This window comes from Massilia sp. YIM B02763 (assembly GCF_030412015.1).
GTDB lineage: Bacteria > Pseudomonadota > Gammaproteobacteria > Burkholderiales > Burkholderiaceae_D > Telluria.
This window is the reverse complement of the sequence record NZ_JASNRD010000006.1, coordinates 59,011-79,122: the sequence shown is the minus strand read 5'-3', so window position 1 is coordinate 79,122 and position 20,112 is coordinate 59,011. Positions and strand designations below refer to the sequence as shown.

Below are 20,112 nucleotides of genomic sequence, written 5' to 3'. Positions count from 1 at the left end.
GGCTGCGCACGCGAAATTAGGCCCCTGCCTTCGCAGGGGCGACGTAGTGGTGCGGCCAGTTCCTACCGGCTGGCGGCCTGGCCCTTGCCCGTCGCAGCCCACCAGATCCCGCCCATCAGGTGGTTCAGGTACTGCGGATCGCGGTACATCTCGCCGTTGTGGCCCAGCGTGGTGACGAACACGCGGCCTTTCTCGACTTCGTGGTACCAGGCCACCGGGTGGTCCTTGCCCATGCCCTTGGATACCTGTCCTGGCCAGATCTTCTCGGGATCGTAGGTGCGCTCGTCCACGTTCAGCACCGGGTGGATCGCGATCTTGTAGGGGTTGGTGGTGACGTACCACTCGTCGCTCCACATCCAGCGCTGCGGGATGCCGTAGGCGGCGGGGAAACCAGGGTCGACGACGTCGACGGCGGCCGTCTGCAGCATCGGGTGGTTGGTGAACGAGCGGCCCACCAGTTTTTCGTACCAGACCCAGTTGTTCGGCGGCGTGATCGCGGCGCGGTGCACGACGACGGCATTGCCGCCTTCGCGCATGTACTGCTCGAACTTCGCGCGCTGGGCCGGGTTCAGCTCTTCGCCCGGCGTATTCAGGAACACCACCGCCGCATACTGCTTCAGGTCGCCCTCGAACATCTCGGGCTTGTTGGTGTAGGTGAGCTGGAACGCGTGCAGCTTGGCCAGGTGCTCCAGGCTGTCGCGCGCCACGGGAATGTACTCGTAGTGGTATTTGTTCGGAATGGCCAGCACCAGCACCTTGTACTGGATGTCGGTCCCGGCACCCGGCGCCAGCGTGAGCGTCGCGGCCGGGGCAGCGAGGGGTGCCAGCGCGAGGGTGGTGGCCAGCGCGGCGGCCGGCGTCATTGCGCGTTTCATGCGGTACTCATCTCCTATGGGCGAAAGGGTCAAGGCGCGGGCACGCTGGCGCCGCGCGCGATCAGCCAGCCGCCATCCGCCAGCCAGTCGGCCAGGCGGTCGGGCCAGTGCTGCAGCGAGACGCGCTCGCCGCGCTGCCCCATATTGAAGGCATGGTCGGTGTCGGCGTACAGGTGCAGTTCCGCCGACACGCCCGATGCGACCAGCTGCTGGTACAGCTTGAGGGCCGGCGGCATGCAGCAGCTGTCCTTCGAACCGGCCACGATGAAGGCCGGCGGCGCCTTGTCCGCGGCCTTGGCCGGCGATCCCAGCGGGCCAGGATACACGAGCACCTGGAAGTCCGGCCGCGCACTGAGCTTGTCGATGGCATCGCGCGCGGGGGCGGGCGCGCTCTCCGGATTGTCCGCCACCAGCGACACCAGCTCGCCGCCGGCCGAGAAACCCATCACGCCCACGCGCTGCGGGTCGACGCCATACTCGGCCGCATGGGCGCGGACCCAGCGCACGGCGCGGCGCAGGTCGGCCGCCGCGTCGCGCTCGATGTCGTAGCCGGACCCGCCATCGCGCGCCAGCCGGTACTTCAGCACGAAGGCCGAGACGCCGATCCGGTTCAGGGTCTTGGCCGCCACCATGCCTTCGTTCTGGAACACGAGCATGCGGTGGCCGCCACCCGGCACGATGACGACGGCGGCGCCGTTGGCATGGCGCGGGTCGGCGCGCGACACGGTGAGGGACGGGTCGTGGATGTTGCTGAAGTAGACGCCGTCGGCGACTTTTTCCGCTTCGCCGTGGCGCTTCTCGGCGCCGGGCGCGCCGTCCGGCCACAACTGGAACGCTGGTGGCGCCGCCTGCTGCTGGGCGATGGAAGCGCCGCAGGCCAGCGCCAGCAGCAGGGGGAGGAGGGCACGTTTCATGGTCAGATCCGCGTCGAGTACAGGCTGTGGTGCGTGAGGATGAACAGCGTGCGCTTGTCCGCGCCGCCGAAGATCAGCTGCAGCGGACGCTCCGGCACGTCGATGCGGCCGACCGGCTGCTTCGGATCCTGGCCGTAGACGAACACCTGGCCGTTGGCGACGTAGACCTTGCCGTCCGGTCCCACGGCCGCGCTCTCGCCGCCGCGGTCGGCGACCATCCTCAGGTCCGTGATGGCGCCGCCCGCGCCCAGCAGGCCGCTGAAGGTGCGGTTCTCCGAGCCGTTCGTGAACACGACGCGCTCGCCCACGCGGCCATAGGTGAAGCCGTGGGTGTCGAGCGTGTCCGACCAGCGGTAGCCCATGTGGTCCGTCGGACCCTGGCGCAGCACGCGGTACGCCGGCAACGCCAGGCTGCCGTCCGGCGACACGTATTCCTGCGCCTTGGGCTTGGCGACGTCGCGCGCGAACATCTCGGCCAGCGTCGTGAATTCATAGGTCTTCGGATCGAGCTGGTCCTGGAATTCACCGTTCTGCCAGAAGTTCACGGGAATCGCCACCTGCGTGTCGGCGCGTTGCGCGACGGGCGTGGGCTTGATCATCGCGAGCTGGCTGCGCGGCGCGTCCGGCTTGAAGGTGTAGACGCCCGCTTCCTTGCCGTAGTGCGACAGCACCATCACGTTGCCGCTCTTGTCGATGGCGAGGTTGATCGGGTCGAGCGGGGCGTCGCGCACGATCGCCAGGCCGCCCGCCTGGTCCCAGCGGTAGATGCGCTTGAAATGGCGGTCGACGAAGTACAGGCGGCCCTGGGCGTCGACGGCGGCGCCGGCGATCGAATAGAAATCGCCTTCCAGCTTGTCGACCTTGCCCTGGGCGGCGGGTGCGCTGGCCTGCTTGCCCGTGTAGTCGAGCACCGCGAACTCGCGCTCGCGCACCTGGATCTTGTGGGTGGCGTCCGTGATCGCGTTCTCGTACGGGTACTTCGAGGCGCGCAGATAGGTGGCGCAGCCGTTGTCGTCGCAGGTGGCGAAGCCGCTTTCGCCGTTCACGTGCACGTTGCGGAAGCGGATGTCGCTCGAGTTCTCGATGCGCACGGCCGTCGGCGCCGGCTTGATCGAGCGCGTGACGCGGTAGCCGTGGTAGTTGGCGATCAGGATGTTCTTCGAATTGCGGATGTCGAAGGACACGGAATCCATGCCGTCGCGGACTTCCTCTTCCGTCTGCGGCGCCAGGAATTCCCAGTTCTGCACGTCGTCCAGCACGATCTCGTTGCGGATGTGGTGCTCGGCCGACAGCTCGTACACATAGCCCGGCGTCTTCGTGTTCGACACGTAGAAGCCGGCCTGCGCGTAGCCGCTCGGCGACCAGATGCCGGAGAAGGTGCCGCCGCCGTTGTCCGTCACCCAGATGCTCGGGTACTGGCGGTCCCACCACGCGGTCGTGTCCCAGTTGCCGTTCTTCTGGTACGGGTCGGCGCGCGAGCCGTCGTACAGGCGGGTGCCGTGGCCGCCCTGGATGCGCACGTCGTCCACCAGCGAACGTTCTCCGGCGCGCCACAGCAGGGCCACGGCGCGGTTGTTGACTTCCCCGGTGGCCAGGCCGATGCCGGAGACGATGGCGTCGCCGCCGCGCGCGCTCTCGAGCAGCGCCTTGGGTCCGTCGACGCCCTGGAAGGCGGGCGAGCCGTTCGGCAGCACGAGCTGGGTCAGGCCCGGATGCAGGGCGACGATCACGGTGTCCGGCTTCATGCGGATCGTGTCGTTGACGAGGTAGAAGCCGAGCGGCAGGTAGACGGTGCGCTTGCTGTCGATGGCCTTCTGGATCGCGGCCGTGTCGTCCGTCTTGCCGTCGCCTTTCGCGCCGAAGCTGCGCACATTGGCCCAGTCCTTCGTCGGCGGCAATGCGCGCAGGGCAGGGGCGGGCGCCTTCGCATCCTTCAGCGCCGCCGTCTTGTAGTTGGTGTCGAAGCGTCCCGGCGTACCGAGCTGGTCGAGCTTCATGCCGTAGTTGAATTCCGTGACTTCGTAGTTGCGGCCGGCCCCGGCCAGCGTCTTGCCGCTGTCGCGGAAACGCGCGAAGGTCGGCACGTTGCGCGCGCTGGCGCGCTCGAAGCCGACCTGGGTGTAGACGTTGTCCTCGTTGCTGATGACGACGGCGGCCTTCGACACGTTCTCGAAGCGCACGCCCTTGCCCCACAACCAGTCGCCGTAGCCGCGGTCGATGTCGATGCCGACGGGGGTGTTGCGGATGTCCGTGTTCACCAGCGTCAGGCCCGCTTCGTGCTCGCGGATGGCGGCGTCGCGCTGGCCCTCGAAGCTGGCATCGACGAGCGTGAATTGCCAGGCCGGCGAGGTCTTTTCGCTCAGGATGCCGTAGCGGCCGCCGTGGAATTTCAGGTCGTAGGCGATGTTGCCGACCTGGTAGACGCCGGCCAGGCCGGAACCGATGTGGAAGTCGATGTGCGACAGGTTCGAGTGCTGGGCCGTGTGCATGCGCACGGCGGCGGCGGCCGGGTTGCCGTCGCCGATCTCGAAGTCGACGTTCGACAGCGCCGAATAGAAGGTGGAAGAATTGGCGTCGCGCACCGGCTTGTTCTGCGGGTCGAACGGGACGGCGCTGGGCACCGGCATCGGCACCTTGCCGACCGTGTACTGGTCGCCGCCCGTGAAGATCACCATGTTCGCCACGCCCTGCTGGAATCCCGGCGTGTTCGGCGCCAGCACGAACACGGGACGGGTCGGTCCCACTCCGTACAGGCGCACGGCCAGCGGGATCAGGAGGCTCTTCGTGATGCGGTAGCGGCCCGAGGGCAGGAACACGATGCCGCCCTGGCCCTTGTCGGCCGCGGCGTCGAGGGCCTGCTGGATCGCGGCCGTGTCGTCGGCCTTGCCGTCGCCGCGAGCGCCCTTGACGACGACGGCATGCGGGTCGTCCGGCATGGTCTGGTAACTGGAAACGGAAGCGGCATGCGCCGGCAGCGCCAGCGCCATGGCGAGCGCCAGTGCGGTAAGTCGGTAATTCATGGTGTGTCCCCTCTCTCTTTTTTATCGAACGAACAGCGACAGCAACAGCACGAACAGCAGGCCGAACACGCCGACCAGGGTTTCCATCAGCGACCAGGAGCGGAAGGTGTCCTTCAGCGACAGGCCAAAATATTCCTTGAACATCCAGAAGCCGGAATCGTTGACGTGGCTGCACATCAGGCTCCCGGCGCCCACGGCCAGCACCATCAGGTTCGGGTCGCAACCGGAGCTCTGCACGAGCGGGCCGACGACGCCGGCCGCCGTCACGCCGGCCACCGTGGCGGAGCCGAGGCAGATGCGGATCAGGGTCGCCACCGACCAGCCGAGCAGCAGCGGCGGCACCGGCAGCGTGGCCAGCTGCGCGCCCAGTTCGGCGCTGACGCCGGAATCGATCAGCACCTGCTTCAGGGCGCCGGCGCCGGCGATGATGAGCAGGATCGGCGCGATCTCGCGCAGCGCTTCCTGGGCCCCCTGCATCACCTGCGCCAGCGTGCGCCCCTGGGCCAGGCCCAGCGTCCAGATCGCGACGAAGTAGGAGACCAGCATCACGACCAACGGGTTGGAAAAGAAGGCGAGCGGCTCCGCCAGGTCCGGCCGGACCAGCGTGACCAGCGTGAGCGCGGCCAGCAGCACGACCGGCAGCAGCGCGGTGGCGAAGCAGTTGAAGGTGCCAGGTGGCGTCGTCTCCACCGGCTGGGCGTTGCGGAACATGGGCGCCGGTTCGGCGCGGATGTTCTTCAGGCTCATGGCGAACACGGGGCCGGCGATGATGAGCGTCGGGATCGCGACGGCCAGGCCGTACAGCAGCGTCTTGCCCATGTCCGCATGCACGGCCACGACCAGCGCCGTGGCGGACGGATGCGGCGGCAGGAAGCCGTGCGCGATCGACAGCCCGGCCAGCAGCGGCATGCCCAGCGCCACGGCCGGGCGGCCCGACTGCTGGACCAGCGAAAAGATCAGCGGCACCATCAGCACGAAGCCGACGTTGTAGTACAGCGGCAGGCCCACGACGAAGCCGGTGACGGTCATCGCCACCGGAATCCGGGCCGACCCTGTCGTCCCGATCAGGGACGCGGCGATCTGGCGGGCGGCGCCGCTATCGGCGATCAGCTTGCCGAACACGGCGCCCAGGCAGATCACGACGACCAGCGACCCGAGCAAGTCGCCGATGCCCTTCTCGATGGCGCCCGGGATCTTCGCCGCCGGCATGCCCAGCAGCAGGGCGGCGACCAGCGCCGCCAGCACGAATGCCAGCAGCGGCTGCACCTTGCCCCAGGCGATCAGCACGGTGAGCAGGCCGACGGCCAGCAGCACCGACAGGATGTTCCACACGGTCCCGCCCCGGTCAGTAGTTGTAGCGCAGGCCGACGCGATAGGTGCGGCCGACCACGTCGTACAGGGCCGGGTTGATCGCGAAGCTCGGATTGGCCTGCGGCGCCGGTTCCGGATCGCGGTCCGTCAGGTTGTCGACCTTGAAGTACAGCATGAGCTGCTTCGAGATGTTCCAGCTGCCGCCGAAGTCGAGGTAGGTCGCGCCCTTCATCTGGTTGTCGTAGATGGTCGGGTGGATCAGCGTCGAGGTCGGGCAGTTGGTCTGGCACTCGATGAACTCGTTGCTGTACACGCCGTCGCTGAACCAGCGCTCCGTCAGGGTCAGGCTCAGCTTGTCGTTCAGCAGGCCGTCCCAGGTCTGCGAGGCGAGCACCTTCCACTTCGGCGTATTGCCCAGGTTGACGCCCGCGCCTTCGCTCGGGATCGTGCCGACCACGCCGGAATCCGTGATGAAGTGCAGGTTGCGGGTGGCCAGCGCGCGGAACGTGAAGCGGCCCGGCAGCTTGAAGGCGTCGAGGTTCTTGCGGTACGCCGTTTCGATGTCGAAGCCCTTCGCATGCAGCGACGCCAGGTTGAAGTTCTGCACCGTGACGTAGTTGTTGCCCGGGCTGTTCAAGACCATCGCCGAGCAGATCTCCTGGTTGCCGGCCGCGCACAGGTCGACTTCCTGCTGGATCGTCAGCGTGGAGATCACGTCCTTGACCTTGATGTCGAAGTAGTCGAGCGAGACCGAGAAGCCCGGCGCCCAGCTCGGCTGGCTCAGCACGATGCCGAAGGAGTTGTTACGCGCGGTCTCGGGGCGCAGGTTGGTGTTGCCCACCGTACGCTGCTGGACGCTGATCGCGTTGCCCTGGTACTGCACTTGGTTGTTGACGACGACGGGCGCCGCGAACAGTTCGGACAGGTTCGGCGCGCGCACGTCCTTCGAGGTCACGGCGCGCAGGCGCAGCCCGTCGACCGGGGTCTTCCAGGTGGCGCCCAGCTTCCAGGTGCCGTTGCTGCCGGCCGTGCTGTACTTGGTCTGGCGGTCGGCCACGTTGATGTTGGCCTCGCCCCAGCGCTCCGACTTCAGCACCGGCACGTTGAATTCCACGTAGGCTTCGCGCACGTTATACGAGCCGCCGCCGTTGTGATAGTTGCCGGCGTACCAGTTGTTGCCGATGGTGCTGTTGAGCGTCGGGTCGGCCGGGTAGCCCGGCAGCGACAGCGAGTCGGGCGACACGCCGGCGCCGTACGGGTCGCCCTTGACCGTGTACTTCTCGCGGCGGTACTCGGCGCCCGTCGCCATCGAGATCGGACCGGCCCAGCCGTCGAAGATCTCGCCGTTGACGTTGAAGCTGGCCACGTCCTGGCTTTGCTCGGTGCGCTGGATCGGGCCCGCTTCCGGCGCGATGTAGCGCCAGGCGGCCGGGTCGACGGGGTTGTTGCCGATGATGTTGAACGGCAGGCAGCCGTTGGCGCGCGCCGTCGCGTTGCGGCAGGCGATGGTGCCGTCGGCCAGGCGCACGGCATCGATCGCATTGTTGTAGCGCGTGTTGAGCGTGATGTCGTGGACGTTGATGTTGGTGGTGTTCTCGCCGTGTTCGACGTAGGCGTCGTAGTTCCATTCGCGGCCGAACAGATTGAACTTGCCGTCGGCGCCGACCACGAAGCGGCGCTGGGTACGCGTCGGGTGGACGTTGATGTTCGACGGGAAGATCGCGTTCGCCGTGCCGTACTGGAAGCTGGTGATGTTGTTGGCAGCGCAGGCCGCCGCGATCGACGCCGGCAGGAACGGGTTGTCGCACTGGATCGTCAGGTTGGCCTGCTTGGCCGCGCCCGGGTTCGGGGTGAAGTGCGAGGCCACCTGCGCCCAGTTGGCGGTGAAGTAGATCTCGTTGTCCGGGTCGAGGTCCCACGACAGGCGCGTGTAGGCGACCTGGCGCTTGAAGTTCATGGCCAGGTTGGTGCCGGAACCGACGCTGCCCGTCAGGTCGCCGCCGACGCAGAACGGGTTGACGCAGTTGCTGACCTGGCCGTTCCCGAGCGGCACGCCGTTCGAGCCGTACTGGAACTGGTAGGGCGCGCCGCCGGCGCCGAACGCGGTACCCTGCAGCGGGCCGCTCGTGATCAGGCCGTATTTCGAATACTGGTATTGCTGGGCGTGGTCGATGACGCGGTATTCCGGGCGGCCGTCGTTCGTCTGCGACAGGGGACGGCGCTCGTAGACGGTATTGCGGTACCAGTCGCGGCCACCGGCGCCGACTTCGCCGAAGCCCGGCGCGTCGATGCCGTTCTCCTTCGAGAATTCGCCGCTGACGGTCACGTGCAGGCGGTCGTTCATGAACGCCTTGCCCCACGCGGCCTGCACGGTGCCGCTCTTGTCGTCGTTGTACTTGGTCTGGCCGCCCTCGACGTTGGCCTTGAAGCCTTCGAACTTTTTATCCGTGATGAAGTTGACGACGCCGCCGACGGCGTCGGAGCCGTAGGATGCCGAGGCGCCGCCGGTAACGACGTCGACGCGCTTGACGAGCAGCTGCGGGAACTGGCTGACGTCGGTGACGCCGGTGACGTTGGCGCCGACCACGCGCTGGCCGTCCAGCAGGGTCAGGGTACGGATCGGTCCCAGGCCGCGCAGCGACAGCGAGGACAGGCCCTGGATGCCGCTCGAGGTGCTGTTGGTGCTGGTGGTGCGACCCGTGCTGCCCTGCAGGGCCGGCAGTTCCACCAGCGTGTTGAACAGGTTCGGTTTCGCCGCCTTTTCCAGGTCGGCGCTGGACAGGCTCGTCGTCGGTGTCGGCTGCGAGAAACCGCGCGCGGCGATGCGCGAGCCGGAGATGCGCACGACGTTGGTGTTCGCAGCGGCGCCGGCGACGGGGGCCGGCGGCATGGTCTGTACCGCAGGAGTTTGCTGGTCGTCGGGCGCCGGCGGGGTGGCCTGCGCTGCAGTATCGACGGGTGCCGGGGCCGGCGTGGCCTGTGCCGTGTCGGCTTGCGCGGCAGCCGGCTGGGCCGCCTGCTGCGCCGCCTGCTCCGCATGGGCCGCGCCCAGCATGCAGCAGGCGCTGGCGACGGCGAGGTTGATCAGGGTTCTTGCTTGTGGTGTACGCATGTCTGTCTCCGTGCTTTTTTATGTGGCCGGCGTGCCTCCTCGGACGGTGGGAGGCTGCGCCAATGGATGCGAACTAGTTCAATCCGTCCTTTCCGTGTCGGCGCCGATGCGGGCCACGAGCAGCTCTGGCGCCAGCGTGATGTCGAGGGTCATGCCGTCCTCGCCCGCCTGCAGCGGTTCGAGGTCGCGCAACTGGCTGTCCAGCAGCGACGGCGGCATGTAGTGGCCGGGGCGGGACTGCATGCGCTGTTCGATCAGCGCGCGCGGTCCCTGCAGGTGGACGAAGCGCAGGTCGGGGTCGGCCTGGCGCAGCAGGTCGCGGTAGCGGCGCTTGAGCGCCGAACACGACACCACGATGCCGGCGCCGCGCTCGCGCGCGCCGCGGATCTGGTCGGCCAGGGCCTGCAGCCAGCCGGCACGGTCGGCATCGTCGAGGGGAATGCCGGACGACATCTTGGCGACGTTGGCGTCCGGATGGAATGCGTCGCCTTCGATGAAGGGAACGTCCTTGGCGTGGGCGAGGGCGGCACCGATGGTGCTCTTGCCGCATCCGCTCACACCCATGATCACCCAGCGGCCTGTCGAGGCCGGCAGGGTGGGCGAATCGCTTGCTGGTGGCATGGCTTGTCTCCGTTGGGCTACCGTTAGCGCTATCATTTTTTTTGACAAGTCTTTAGCAGCAAAAAAAGTTTGTAAAGCACGATTCATGCTGCACAGCAGTACGGCCAGCCACTCGTGCGCCCCAAAACGGCCATCGACGACCGTATCGCCAGAGTGACAAGGTTGATAGCGCTATCAATTGTGCGCGGCGGAATCGATTGGAATTGATGTGGTGTTTACAACACAAGTCGCGTGCCCCGTGCCGCGAGGGTGGAAGAGAGGTTGAAGCGTGCTCTTCCATACGCCCCGGCGAGCATGTTCATACCCGGGCTCAAGCTTGTCTTACGCATCATGAAAGGTGACTTAAGGTAATAATTTTGTGACAAATGGAGTTGTCGATGTAACCTTTATGCGCTTGTCGAATAACCGGTATCACGCTTCTTTGTCGGCGAAATCGCTCGCAAAAACAGGCTTATTGCTGAGAAAAATGTGAGAATGCGCGAGATTTTGCGTGCTTTGTCGGCGGCGTGCAACGCTTTCGTACCCGGTTACAAACAGTAGGAATTTTTTTCCGCGTGGAAAACCAAAAATTTCTCCAGACGCGTAGAATTGCTCCCCATCAGATGCCCAACGCCAACCACTCCTGCGGTTGGCGTTGTGCTTTCAGACCCTGTTAGCAAGCAGTCACCAGGCCGCATGACGCGGCGGGTGCCGAACAACAAACACTTAAAAACGCCAGCCATCATGCAAAACCCTGTGCCCGCCACCAGCACTGTTTCGCGCAATCCCGCCATTGCGCTCGTCCAGCCGCACGCGCTGCCCATCCTGTTCACGCTGTTCGGCGTGATCATGGGCTCGTGGGCCGGCCGCATCCCGGCCATGGCCGAACGCGTCCACGTCTCGCACTCGGCCCTGTCGATGGTGCTGCTGTGCGGCGGCCTCGGCGCCGTGCTGTCCTACCCGATCTCCTCGCGCATGATGGGCTCGCTCGGCGCGCGCAAGACCCTGCTGTTCTCGGGCCTGGCCCTGCTGTGCGTGCTGATCGCGATCGGCGTCGCCCCGACCGTGCCCCTGTTGATGATGGCCGTGCTGAGCCTGGGCATCACCGCCAGCACCTTCGACGTCGCCATCAACTCGGCCGCCACCAGCCGCGAAACCCGCACCGGCAAGTCGGAACTGTCGAAGCTGCATGGCCTCGGCTGCGCCGGCGGCCTGGCCGGCGCAACGCTGGGCAGCCTGATGGCCAGCCTGCACATCGTGCCGGGCACCCACTTCCTGATGCTGGCGGGTCCCCTGGCCGCGCTGCTGTATTTCGCCTACACCATGCTCGACGCGGACGATGCGCCGGCCACCGTCGAGAAAAAGTCGTTCTCGCTGCCGCGCGGTCCGCTGCTGTTCCTGGGCCTGATCGGTTTCCTCGGCTCGATGGCCGAAGGCAGCATCGCCGACTGGAGCGGCGTGTTCCTGAAAGAGCACTTCGGCGCGTCGGACGGCCTGGCGCCGCTGGCCCTGTCGGCCTTCTCGGTGATGATGCTGCTGGCCCGCCTGGTCGGCGACAAGCTGAAGGCACGCTACGGCGCCCGTCCCCTGGTCACCAGCGGCGCGATGCTGGGTGCGGCCGGTCTGATGTTCGCCGTGCTGTCGCCGAACGCCTATTTCGCCCTGTTCGGCTTCGCCGTCGCCGGTCTCGGCCTGGCGCTGGTGTTCCCGTTCGTGTTCAGCGCCGCCGGCGCGCAAGGCCCGGCGGCACTGGCCGGCGTCGCGACCATGGCCTATAGCGGCAGCCTGATGGGTCCCCCGGTACTGGGCGCCATCGCCCAGGGCCTGGGCATGCAGATCGCCATCGCCTACGTCGGCGGCCTGGCGGCGCTGATCGCCTTCGTGGCCAGCCGTTCGCAGATGCTCAAGTAATTCCTGTTTTCCTGTTTCGAAGGGCGGTCGCCGCAAGGCACCGCCCTTTTTTCATGCCTGTTGCCGGCCATCGGCGGCACCGTACCGCGCCGCGTGCCTGGCAGCCATCGACGCCGCGTGACGGGACCCGGCGGCCCGTTGGCCGCACTGCCTTTGCGCTGTGCCAAGCGGACCTGTTGCGAGGCGAACTCCAGCAGGTAGCGTGCACTCCAAATGAAGTCATCGTCCGTTCCCGGATCGGAGTCTTCATGCAAAGCGCTATCGACGCGGCATCCGTTGCCTGGTTCCACGACCGCCAGCTGCGCCAGCGCGACTGGCCGGTGCTGTCGCGGGCGTCCGCGCCGCCTGCGGGGACTGCGCCCTGCAATGCCTGGGAATGGATCGATGCCAACCACCGCTACAACGGCCTGCTCTGGAACGAGGAAGACCGCGCGCGCCGGCTCGACGTGCCGCCGTCCGAAATCGCCGCCGGCAAGCGCCTGATCGACCGCTACAACCAGAAGCGCAACGACGCCGTCGAGCGCATCGACGAAGCCTTGCTGGCGGACCTGGCCGCGGGGCTGCCCGATGGCGCGCCGCGGCCCGGCGCGCGCCTGTCCAGCGAAACGGCGGGCGCCATGATCGACCGCCTGTCGATCCTGGCGCTCAAGATCCACCACATGCGCATCCACGCGCTGCGCCTGGACGCCGGCGAGGAGCACGTGCGCGCCTGCAGCGCCAAGCTCGAGCGCCTGCAGGTGCAGCGCCAGGACCTGATGGCCTGCCTCGACACCCTGCTGGCCGAGGCGCGCAGCGGACAGGCCTATTTCAAGGTCTACCGCCAGTTCAAGATGTACAACGATCCTGCCCTCAATCCCTATCTCAACGGACAGGCACAGAAGCCGGAACCACAGGAGCAGAAGCGGCAGCAAGCGGAAGCCCAAGCGCAAGCGCCGGGGAGGGCGGCGCCGTGAGCGCTGCGGCCGAGCTCGTCGACGTGCTGGTGCCGACCCGCAACCGGCCCGCGGCGCTGGCCGTCACGCTGGCCACGCTGGGCAGCCAGGACTGGCCGCAGCTGCGCATCGTCATCGCCGACCAGTCCGACGAGGACGCCTGCGCCCAGGGCGAGGTGAGCGCCGTGCTGCGCTGGCTGCGTGCCACGGGCCGCGCCGTGGAACCCTTCCGCCGCCTGCCGGTGCGCGGCATGGCCGAGCAGCGCGCCTTTTTGCTGGACCAGGTGCGCACCCGCTATTGCCTGTTCGTCGACGACGACGTCATCCTCGACCCCGACCTCCTCACGCGGCTGCTCGCCGTCATCCGCGCGGAGCGTTGCGGCTTCGTCGGCAGTGCCCTGCACGGCCTGAGCTACCTCGGCCGGCAGCGCCCCGCCCAGGAAGCGATCGCCTTCTGGGACGGTCCGGTCACGCCGGAGACGGTGCGGCCCGGCAGCGCGGCCTGGGAGCGCCACCACCTGCACAGCGCGGCGAACCTGTTCCACGTCCAGGCGCGGCTGGGAGCGCACCGCGCCAGCACGCGACGCTACAAGGTCGCCTGGGTCGGCGGCTGCGTCCTGTTCGACACGGCCATGCTGCGCGCCGCCGGCGGGTTCGACTTCTGGCGCCAGCTGCCGTCCCGGCATTGCGGCGAGGACGTGCTGGCCCAGCAGCGCGTGATGGCGCGCTACGGCGGCTGCGCCATTTTTCCTTCCGGCGCCTATCACATGGAATTGCCGACCACGGTGCCGGAACGGGCCGTCGATGCGCCGTACGTGCTGCCGCTGGCGCCGCCGGAGGATGCCGGCATGCCGGGATAGCGCCATGCGGCAGCGCGCGCAGGGAGCGCAGGGAGCGCAGTGCATGCAGTGGCCGCCGCTGGCCGGCGTGCGCCGGATCGCCGTGCTGCGGCCGAACGCGGTCGGCGATTTCGTGTTCGCCCTGCCGGCCCTGCACGCGTTGAAGCAAGCCTATCCCGATGCATGCCTGACCCTGGTCGGCAAGGAATGGCACCGCGACTTCCTCGCCGGCAGGCCGGGACCGGTGGACGATGTCGCCGTGATGCCGCCCGTCCCCGGCGTCGGTGCGGCGCCGGGGACGGGCGGCGACGGCGAGGCCATCGAGGACTTTATCGCGCGCATGCGGGAACAGTCGTTGGACGTGGCCCTGCAGATGTTCGGCGGCGGACGCCATTCGAACGCCTTCCTGCAGCGCTTCGGGGCGCGCCTGAGCGTGGGCGCCCGCGCCCGCGACGCGCCGCCGCTTGACCGCTGGCTGCCGTATCGCGAACCTGTCCCGCGCCGGCTGGCATTGCTGGAAATCGCCGGGCTGGCGGGCGCGCCGCCAACCTTGCCGCCCGTGCCGGAACTGGCGCTCGTCGATGCCGACCGCGCCGAGGCCGCCGCGGCATTGCCGCCCGTCCCCGGCGAGCGCCTGGCCGTGCTGCAGCCCGGCGCCAGCGATCCGCGCCGGCGCTGGCCCGCCCACCGCTTCGCGGCGCTGGGCGACCGGCTGGCGCGGCAGGGCCTGCGTGTCGCCATCAACGGCGCGCCCGCGGAGGCGGCGCTGGTGGCCGAGGTGGCGGGGCGCATGCGCCATCCGGCCGTGCCGCTCGCCGGCCGCCTCGGCCTGGGCGGCTTGTGCGGCCTGCTGGCGCGTGCCCGCCTGCTGGTATCGAACGACACGGGCCCGCTGCACCTGGCGCTGGCACTCGGCGTGCCCAGCGTCGGCATCTTCTGGCTCACGAACCTGGTCGAAGGCATGCCCTTGCGGCCGTCGCTGCTGCATGCGGCGCTGTCGGCGCGCACCCGCTGCCCCGTATGCGGGCAGGACAACGTGGCGCTGCGCTGCCCGCACGACGCCAGCTTCGTCGCCGACGTGGGCCTGGACGAGGTGGCGGTGCTGGCCGGCCGGGCGCTGGACGAGACGGGACAGGCGCCTTGAGTGCGTCACCAGTACGGCCACATGCCCACGCTGCGCTGGCGGCTGGGCGCCGTGTCGGACAGGAGCGCGCGCGCATGCTGCAGCACGACCTTGGCCCGTTCGGCGCCCGGATCCCAGATGCAGCGGTGGGCCATGCGGTCGAGTGGCGCCCAGCGGGCGATGTCCGCCTTGCTGAACACGACCACGCTCTTGAGCTTGAGGCCGGACGCGATGTGGGATACGCCCGTGTCGTTGCACAGCAGCAGGCGAGCGTCGCGCAGCAGCACGGCCATGGCGCCGATCGAGATCGGGGCGGCGGCGTCGATGGGCGTGTGGTGCATGTGGGCGGCCACCTCGGCGGTGAGGTCGCGCTCCGCGGCCGAGCCGGTCAGCACGACCTGCAGGCCGAATTCGGCCGCCAGGCGGTCGCCGACCTCGGCGAAGCGGCTCGGTGGCCAGCATTTGTCGCGCGTACGCGCGCCCGGGTGGATGCACAGGTAGTCGCCCGGTTCGAGGCCCTGGCCGATGCCGCTGGCCTGCAGCTCTTCCTCGTCCTGGCGGGACAGCGGGAACTCGAGGTGGGTGCCGGCGGGCGTGGCGCCGAGCTGCGTCATCAGGGATTGCAGGCGTTCCGGTTCGGCGCCGATCTCCGGATAGGGGAACAGGACGAGGCTGTCGCGGTTGACCGCCGGGCCCCGGCAGAAGCCCGCCATGGCCTGGGCGCCGAAGGCGGTGACGATGTCGTTGCTGATGTCGCCGTTGCCGTGCAGCTGGATCGCCAGCGCGAAGCGGCGCGCGCACAGCCGGTTGTAGAAGCGGGCCAGCGTGTCCTGCCGCGCCGGCTGCTCGGGCAGCAAAGGGTGGCCGGGGAAGGGGATGAATTCGTCGACATAGGCGGCAAAGCGGTCGGCGAACTGCTGCGCCCAGGGCAGGCCGACCAGCGCGATATGGGCGCGCGGCAGGGCGGCGCGCAAGCTGCGCAGGGCCGGCACGGTGCACAGCATGTCGCCCAGGTGCAGCGCCCGGAACACGACGACCGAGGGGGGATCGAGACGTTGCAGCAGCGGTCGGCGCGACATGGCTCCTCCTGTGACGATCGACTGCGGACATGGGCCGGCAGGGGGCGGCTCAGGCATCTGTGGCCTGTTTGCAGCAAGCACGAGCGGAGCGTCGGTCATCGTGGTCTCCCGTTGGGCTGCGGTCCAGTATTGGAGTGCGCTCTACCGCATTAGTTCGGGATGGCGATGGCCTGAACGGTCCGCGGAAAGGCGGTATGATCGGTGATCGGTTTTTGCCACGGATTGATGCCCATGCTCCAGACGCCCGCCTCGTTCACGCCCCTGCTGGTCGCGCAGGAAAGCGCCGACCCGCTCTCCTTCCTCTTCCACGCCGGCCGCCTGCTGGTGCGCGACGCCGATCTCGCCCTGCCGGACCACGAGGTCGTGCGCAGCCTGCGGCTCGATCCGCAGCGCCTGCAGCCGGTCGGCCTGCTCGGCGGACGCTATGCCCAGGCCGGCTGGATCGACGACGAGGCGCAGGCCCCCGCCGGCTACGGCTGGCGCGGCCTGCGTTCGCTGTTCGGCGAACTGGACGAGGCCCTCGTCGCCGTGGCCGGACGCGCCTTCCAGATCGCCGAATGGGCGCGCACCCACCGCTTTTGCGGCGTGTGCGGCAGCGGCACTGCGCTGGCCGCGGGCGAACGCAGCTTCAAGTGCACGAACTGCGGCCACGCGGCGTATCCGCGCATTTCCCCGGCCATGATGGTATTGGTGCGCAAGGGAGATTCCTTCCTGCTGGCCCAGCACGCGCAATACACGGTCAAGCGCTTCGTGCCGCTGGCCGGCTTCGTGGAGGCGGGGGAATCGATCGAGGAAACGGTGCACCGCGAAGTGTTCGAGGAAGTGGGCTTGCGCGTGCACAATCTGCGCTACTTCGGCAGCCAGTCCTGGCCCTTCCCCCATTCGCTGATGATCGCCTTCACGGCCGACTACCTGGACGGCGAGGTCCGCACCGACCCCAACGAAATCGTCGAGGCGCGCTGGTTCGGGCCCGGCGACGAATGGCCGGAGCGGGTGCCGCAGATGTCGATCTCGAGCATGCTGGTCGACGCCCATCGTCCGCCCGGCCGCTGAACCTCGCGGCCGCGCCGTCATGGGCGCGCGCCTCAGCGCGGCGCCGTGGTGGCCGAGGCGGCGATCCTGCCTTCCACGCGCAGCGCCAGCGGCAGGTCGTCCGGCCTGGCGCCGGTGCCGCGCATGCGCACCACGCGCTGCATCAGGTCGAACCAGAACGGCGCGCCGAACATGGCGGTCGACGCGGTGATCAGCCAGCCGGCCGCCTGCAGGGCGAAGTCCAGTCCGAGCCTGGGCGGGAAGCTGGTCCAGCCGATCGGCAGGGCCATCATGGCATCCAGGGCGGCGGCATTCAGTTCGTCCGGAATGTCGCCCAGGTGGGCGGCCAGCGTCGGCTGCTGCCACAGCGTGCGGAACAGGTGGATGCTGTCGATGTTGAACAGGATCGCCACCAGCAGCGCCAGCAGCAGCGAGATCAGGAGCTGGCTGCGCTTGTAGGCGCCGGACATGCGCGCCATCGCATTGTCGAACCACCCGGCCAGCATGTCCTGGAACTGCTGCAGGTCGCGCGCGCGGCCGTACAGGCCCTGCATGACCTTGCGCACCTGCGGGTCGGGGATGGCGTCGATCGCGCCGGCCAGCTGGACGAAGTCGCCGGGCGCCTGCCACAGGCTGTCGACCAGGGCGATCGCGAAGTGGGCCGGCTCGATGTACGAGGGCTTGGCGGGCAGCGCGCGTTCCTCGCGCAGGCTGCCGTCCGCATGCGGATTGACGAGCGGATGCGCATACACGGCGCGCGCCAGGCCGTCGAAGCCGGGATCGTTGAGCATGGTCTTGATGCCCGCGAGCAGGGTGTTGGCGCGCAGGCGGAATGCCGCCGCCAGCGCTTCCTGCAGGGTGGTGACGATCAGGCCGAGCGTGCCGTAGCAAAACGTCAGGCCGATCGCGACTTCCACGACAGTGCTGCCCATCATGCTGTTCTCCCGGATTGATGGATATCGACCATGCTGGCGCGTCCTGCCAACGCACGTGTCCGGTTTGCGCAAACAGTGCGCGCTCGCGCGTGATTTGGTGTGTTTTCTATATACTTCGGGCAATCGACACTGCCAGGTTGATCATGTCCAGCCACGACCACAAGCACGACCGCGACCCCTTCACCGAGCGCGACTGGCGCCGCCTGCTCACCAGCCTCGGCGAGGACCCCGACCGGCCCGGCCTGCACGAGACGCCGGCGCGGGTGGCCAAGGCCTGGAAGCACTGGACGTCCGGCTACGACCAGGACCCGGTCGAGATCCTCAAGGCCTTCGAGGACGGCGCCGAGGAATACAACGAACTGATCGTGGTGCGCGGCATTCCCGTCTACAGCCACTGCGAGCACCACCTTGCCCCCTTCTTCGGCAAGGCCACGGTCGGCTATCTGCCGAACGGCAAGATCGTCGGCCTGTCCAAGCTGACTCGCCTGGTCGACGTGTTTTCGAAGCGCCTGCAGGTGCAGGAACGCCTGACGGTACAGATCGCCAATACCCTGATGGAAGTGCTGGAACCGAAGGCCGTCGGCGTCGTCATCAAGTGCCGCCACATGTGCATGGAAAGCCGCGGCATCCGCACGCCCGGCGAGGAAACGATCACCTCGGCCCTGCTGGGGGAATTGCAGCCGAACCTGGCATTGCGGACCGAATTCCTGTCACTGGCCCGCGACTGAGCGCCGCCGCCGCGCGCACCACAATGGCGCGCCATGATCGCCGACACGCTGCTATTGTGTATTGACGGAGATCCGGTAGTCAGCCGTCGAGCGGAAGCACACCCATCAATATTTGTCCGGGAACCTGTTCCGAATCGTGCGTCTCCAAGTCACTTTGAGGCGAATACCATGGCCAGGCCAGAATTCCCAAGCGACGTACCGCGAGAACAGTTCGAGGGCGTGCGCGGCATGCTGGAAGCGGCGCGGCGCAAGACCCGGCCGCGCAAGCACGACTTGTACGATGTGTTCTGCGCCGTCCTGTACTTCCTGCAGACCGGCAATGCGTGGCGCAGCATGCCGCCCGAATTTCCGCCCTGGCGCACCGTGCACGAGTATTTCACGCAATGGACCATGCTGCGCGAAGGCGACCGCACGCTGCTCGAACAGGCGCTCGAACAACTGGGCCGGACGGCCGAGATCGGACGCTTGCGCCAGCTGACCGGGCAGCGCTAGCCGCTCGCCAGCAGCTCATTGGGCAGCCGTTGCCGCGCCCTCGGCGGGCTCGAACACGAGGCGTTTCTTTTCGTCCAGGTGGAACACGCCGATCGGTTGCGCCTGCACGTCCGCCGACGGTTCCGGCAGCTGGGAGCAGCCGCGCGTCTCGACCTGCCACATCTCGTCGCCCGAGCGCAGCAGGAAGGATTCCTCGCCGGTGGAAAACAATTCGATATTCAGGTCGTCCAGTGCGGCCTTGCCGAAGTCGAACTGGCGCTGGCAATCGGGAAGCCGCGCCGCGATCAGGCGTACGCTCGCCTGTTTGCTCCAGAAATAGTTCTGCGAGACAGCCACGGTGAGGGCGTGATCGCTGCCGTCGATGACGTAGCTGGCCGAGTCGTTGACGCAACCGGCCAGCAGCAACAGCGGGGTCAGCAGAAGTAAGGGGGCACGCATGGGCAATCCTGTAGACGATGCTCGTATGCATCACCCTGCGAGTATAGAACCCCTCAGCCCGTCGCTGCAACGCCGCATGCCACGATTCGCGCCAAGCCGTTGATTTCTTGAAGGAATTACATCCTGCCGCGCTCCGCCATTTCCCGAATTCGATGATCATGTCCGGACTGCCCCCCCGCAACGGAGATGATGCAATGCCAGACGACGAACACAGCCTGCTTGAACGGCGCCCCGATGCCGCGCCCCATGTGCCACCGCAGCCCTTGGTGCTGCGGATCAATGGCACGGAACATAATTTGACGATCGAGCCGCGCGTCACGCTGCTGGACGCGCTGCGCGAAGTGCTGCACCTGACGGGCACCAAGAAGGGCTGCGACCGCGGCCAGTGCGGCGCCTGCACGGTGCTGGTCGACGGCCAGCGCATCAACGCCTGCCTGACGCTGGCCGTCATGCACGACGGCCGCGAGATCACCACGGTGGAAGGGCTTGCCCAGGACGGCGCGCCGCATCCGATGCAGCAGGCTTTCATGGATTGCGACGGCTTCCAGTGCGGCTACTGCACGCCGGGCCAGGTGTGTTCGGCCGTGGCGCTGCTGGACGAAGTAAAGGCGCGCCAGGCCAGCATGCTGACCGACGGCGACGAGCTCGCGCCCGGCGCCCTGTCCGAAGACGAGATCCGCGAGCGCATGAGTGGCAACCTGTGCCGCTGCGGCGCCTATCCCAACATCGTCAAGGCCATCCATAGCGTGGTTTTGCGCCAGGCCTGAGGAG

General features: G+C 67.9%; 16 protein-coding genes and 1 pseudogene. 8 read left to right on the top strand and 9 right to left on the bottom strand.

Going from position 1 to position 20,112, the window contains the following annotated elements:
• Positions 1 to 62: 62 nt before the first annotated feature.
• The 6 genes from QPK32_RS10655 to QPK32_RS10630 form a co-directional block, all read right to left on the bottom strand.
• The gene (locus tag QPK32_RS10655) at positions 63 to 875 is read right to left on the bottom strand and encodes a ThuA domain-containing protein (RefSeq protein WP_290412787.1); all 813 of its coding nucleotides are present in this window, start codon (positions 873 to 875) and stop codon (positions 63 to 65) included.
• A 29-nt stretch (positions 876 to 904) separates the two neighbouring features.
• Positions 905 to 1,789 (bottom strand): alpha/beta hydrolase, encoded by an 885-nt coding sequence (locus tag QPK32_RS10650; RefSeq protein ID WP_290412786.1) that lies wholly within the window; start codon positions 1,787 to 1,789, stop codon positions 905 to 907.
• Positions 1,790 to 1,791: 2 nt separating this feature from the next.
• Positions 1,792 to 4,809, bottom strand: coding sequence for a glycosyl hydrolase family 28-related protein (locus QPK32_RS10645; protein ID WP_290412785.1), 3,018 nt, complete (start codon positions 4,807 to 4,809; stop codon positions 1,792 to 1,794).
• Positions 4,810 to 4,830: 21 nt separating this feature from the next.
• Positions 4,831 to 6,141, bottom strand: a complete 1,311-nt coding sequence (locus QPK32_RS10640) for a gluconate:H+ symporter (protein WP_290412784.1) — start codon at positions 6,139 to 6,141, stop codon at positions 4,831 to 4,833.
• Between the two features lie 13 nt (positions 6,142 to 6,154).
• Complete coding sequence (locus QPK32_RS10635) at positions 6,155 to 9,232, bottom strand: TonB-dependent receptor domain-containing protein (RefSeq protein ID WP_290412783.1); 3,078 nt, start codon at positions 9,230 to 9,232, stop codon at positions 6,155 to 6,157.
• Between the two features lie 78 nt (positions 9,233 to 9,310).
• Positions 9,311 to 9,853, bottom strand: a complete 543-nt coding sequence (locus tag QPK32_RS10630; protein ID WP_290412782.1) for a gluconokinase — start codon at positions 9,851 to 9,853, stop codon at positions 9,311 to 9,313.
• Between the two features lie 723 nt (positions 9,854 to 10,576).
• Between QPK32_RS10630 and QPK32_RS10625 the strand changes: the two genes are divergently transcribed.
• The 4 genes from QPK32_RS10625 to QPK32_RS10610 all read left to right on the top strand — a co-directional run bounded on the left by QPK32_RS10625 (position 10,577) and on the right by QPK32_RS10610 (position 14,658).
• The gene (locus tag QPK32_RS10625) at positions 10,577 to 11,743 is read left to right on the top strand and encodes an MFS transporter (RefSeq protein ID WP_290412781.1); all 1,167 of its coding nucleotides are present in this window, start codon (positions 10,577 to 10,579) and stop codon (positions 11,741 to 11,743) included.
• Between the two features lie 248 nt (positions 11,744 to 11,991).
• A complete protein-coding gene (locus QPK32_RS10620) occupies positions 11,992 to 12,696 on the top strand; it encodes a DUF4254 domain-containing protein (protein WP_290412780.1) in 705 nt (234 codons plus the stop codon).
• Positions 12,693 to 13,535 (top strand): glycosyltransferase family A protein, encoded by an 843-nt coding sequence (locus QPK32_RS10615; protein ID WP_290412779.1) that lies wholly within the window; start codon positions 12,693 to 12,695, stop codon positions 13,533 to 13,535. Before QPK32_RS10620 ends, QPK32_RS10615 begins: the two co-directional genes overlap by 4 nt.
• Positions 13,536 to 13,539: 4 nt before the next feature.
• Positions 13,540 to 14,658 carry a glycosyltransferase family 9 protein gene (locus QPK32_RS10610; RefSeq protein WP_290412778.1) on the top strand — a complete coding sequence of 373 codons (1,119 nt, stop codon included), beginning with the start codon at positions 13,540 to 13,542 and terminating at the stop codon, positions 14,656 to 14,658.
• Between the two features lie 5 nt (positions 14,659 to 14,663).
• Here the strand turns inward: QPK32_RS10610 and QPK32_RS10605 are convergent, their stop codons facing one another.
• Complete coding sequence (locus tag QPK32_RS10605; protein WP_290412777.1) at positions 14,664 to 15,716, bottom strand: glycosyltransferase family 9 protein; 1,053 nt, start codon at positions 15,714 to 15,716, stop codon at positions 14,664 to 14,666.
• A gap of 231 nt (positions 15,717 to 15,947) precedes the next feature.
• Between QPK32_RS10605 and nudC the strand changes: the two genes are divergently transcribed.
• Positions 15,948 to 16,769 carry an NAD(+) diphosphatase gene (nudC, locus tag QPK32_RS10600; RefSeq protein ID WP_290412776.1) on the top strand — a complete coding sequence of 274 codons (822 nt, stop codon included), beginning with the start codon at positions 15,948 to 15,950 and terminating at the stop codon, positions 16,767 to 16,769.
• 32 nt (positions 16,770 to 16,801) lie between these two features.
• Here nudC and QPK32_RS10595 read toward each other — a convergent pair whose 3' ends face one another.
• The gene (locus QPK32_RS10595) at positions 16,802 to 17,683 is read right to left on the bottom strand and encodes a hypothetical protein (RefSeq protein ID WP_290412775.1); all 882 of its coding nucleotides are present in this window, start codon (positions 17,681 to 17,683) and stop codon (positions 16,802 to 16,804) included.
• A 143-nt stretch (positions 17,684 to 17,826) separates the two neighbouring features.
• On the opposite strand from QPK32_RS10595, the gene folE reads away from it, so the two are divergent.
• Both folE and QPK32_RS10585 read left to right on the top strand, forming a co-directional pair.
• Positions 17,827 to 18,411: a GTP cyclohydrolase I FolE gene (gene folE / locus QPK32_RS10590; protein WP_290412774.1), complete on the top strand. Its 585-nt coding sequence runs from the start codon at positions 17,827 to 17,829 to the stop codon at positions 18,409 to 18,411.
• A gap of 168 nt (positions 18,412 to 18,579) precedes the next feature.
• Positions 18,580 to 18,855, top strand: a pseudogene (locus tag QPK32_RS10585) (transposase); the annotation flags it as partial.
• A gap of 63 nt (positions 18,856 to 18,918) precedes the next feature.
• Here QPK32_RS10585 and QPK32_RS10580 read toward each other — a convergent pair.
• The gene (locus QPK32_RS10580) at positions 18,919 to 19,341 is read right to left on the bottom strand and encodes a hypothetical protein (RefSeq protein ID WP_290412773.1); all 423 of its coding nucleotides are present in this window, start codon (positions 19,339 to 19,341) and stop codon (positions 18,919 to 18,921) included.
• A 152-nt stretch (positions 19,342 to 19,493) separates the two neighbouring features.
• Here QPK32_RS10580 and QPK32_RS10575 point away from each other — a divergent pair, with 152 nt between their 5' ends.
• Positions 19,494 to 20,108 (top strand): (2Fe-2S)-binding protein, encoded by a 615-nt coding sequence (locus tag QPK32_RS10575; RefSeq protein WP_374046729.1) that lies wholly within the window; start codon positions 19,494 to 19,496, stop codon positions 20,106 to 20,108.
• Positions 20,109 to 20,112: the final 4 nt, after the last annotated feature.

What these genes read in the sequence shown, in the direction of transcription:
- QPK32_RS10575 (WP_374046729.1), top strand. Translation starts at nt 19,494, where the DNA reads ATGATCATGTCCGGACTGCCCCCCCGCAACGGAGATGATGCAATGCCA.
- QPK32_RS10595 (WP_290412775.1), bottom strand. Translation starts at nt 17,683, where the DNA reads ATGATGGGCAGCACTGTCGTGGAAGTCGCGATCGGCCTGACGTTTTGC.
- QPK32_RS10635 (WP_290412783.1), bottom strand. Translation starts at nt 9,232, where the DNA reads ATGCGTACACCACAAGCAAGAACCCTGATCAACCTCGCCGTCGCCAGC.
- QPK32_RS10650 (WP_290412786.1), bottom strand. Translation starts at nt 1,789, where the DNA reads ATGAAACGTGCCCTCCTCCCCCTGCTGCTGGCGCTGGCCTGCGGCGCT.
- QPK32_RS10655 (WP_290412787.1), bottom strand. Translation starts at nt 875, where the DNA reads ATGAAACGCGCAATGACGCCGGCCGCCGCGCTGGCCACCACCCTCGCG.
- QPK32_RS10620 (WP_290412780.1), top strand. Translation starts at nt 11,992, where the DNA reads ATGCAAAGCGCTATCGACGCGGCATCCGTTGCCTGGTTCCACGACCGC.
- folE (WP_290412774.1), top strand. Translation starts at nt 17,827, where the DNA reads ATGTCCAGCCACGACCACAAGCACGACCGCGACCCCTTCACCGAGCGC.
- nudC (WP_290412776.1), top strand. Translation starts at nt 15,948, where the DNA reads ATGCTCCAGACGCCCGCCTCGTTCACGCCCCTGCTGGTCGCGCAGGAA.
- QPK32_RS10580 (WP_290412773.1), bottom strand. Translation starts at nt 19,341, where the DNA reads ATGCGTGCCCCCTTACTTCTGCTGACCCCGCTGTTGCTGCTGGCCGGT.
- QPK32_RS10625 (WP_290412781.1), top strand. Translation starts at nt 10,577, where the DNA reads ATGCAAAACCCTGTGCCCGCCACCAGCACTGTTTCGCGCAATCCCGCC.
- QPK32_RS10605 (WP_290412777.1), bottom strand. Translation starts at nt 15,716, where the DNA reads ATGTCGCGCCGACCGCTGCTGCAACGTCTCGATCCCCCCTCGGTCGTC.
- QPK32_RS10630 (WP_290412782.1), bottom strand. Translation starts at nt 9,853, where the DNA reads ATGCCACCAGCAAGCGATTCGCCCACCCTGCCGGCCTCGACAGGCCGC.
- QPK32_RS10645 (WP_290412785.1), bottom strand. Translation starts at nt 4,809, where the DNA reads ATGAATTACCGACTTACCGCACTGGCGCTCGCCATGGCGCTGGCGCTG.
- QPK32_RS10610 (WP_290412778.1), top strand. Translation starts at nt 13,540, where the DNA reads ATGCGGCAGCGCGCGCAGGGAGCGCAGGGAGCGCAGTGCATGCAGTGG.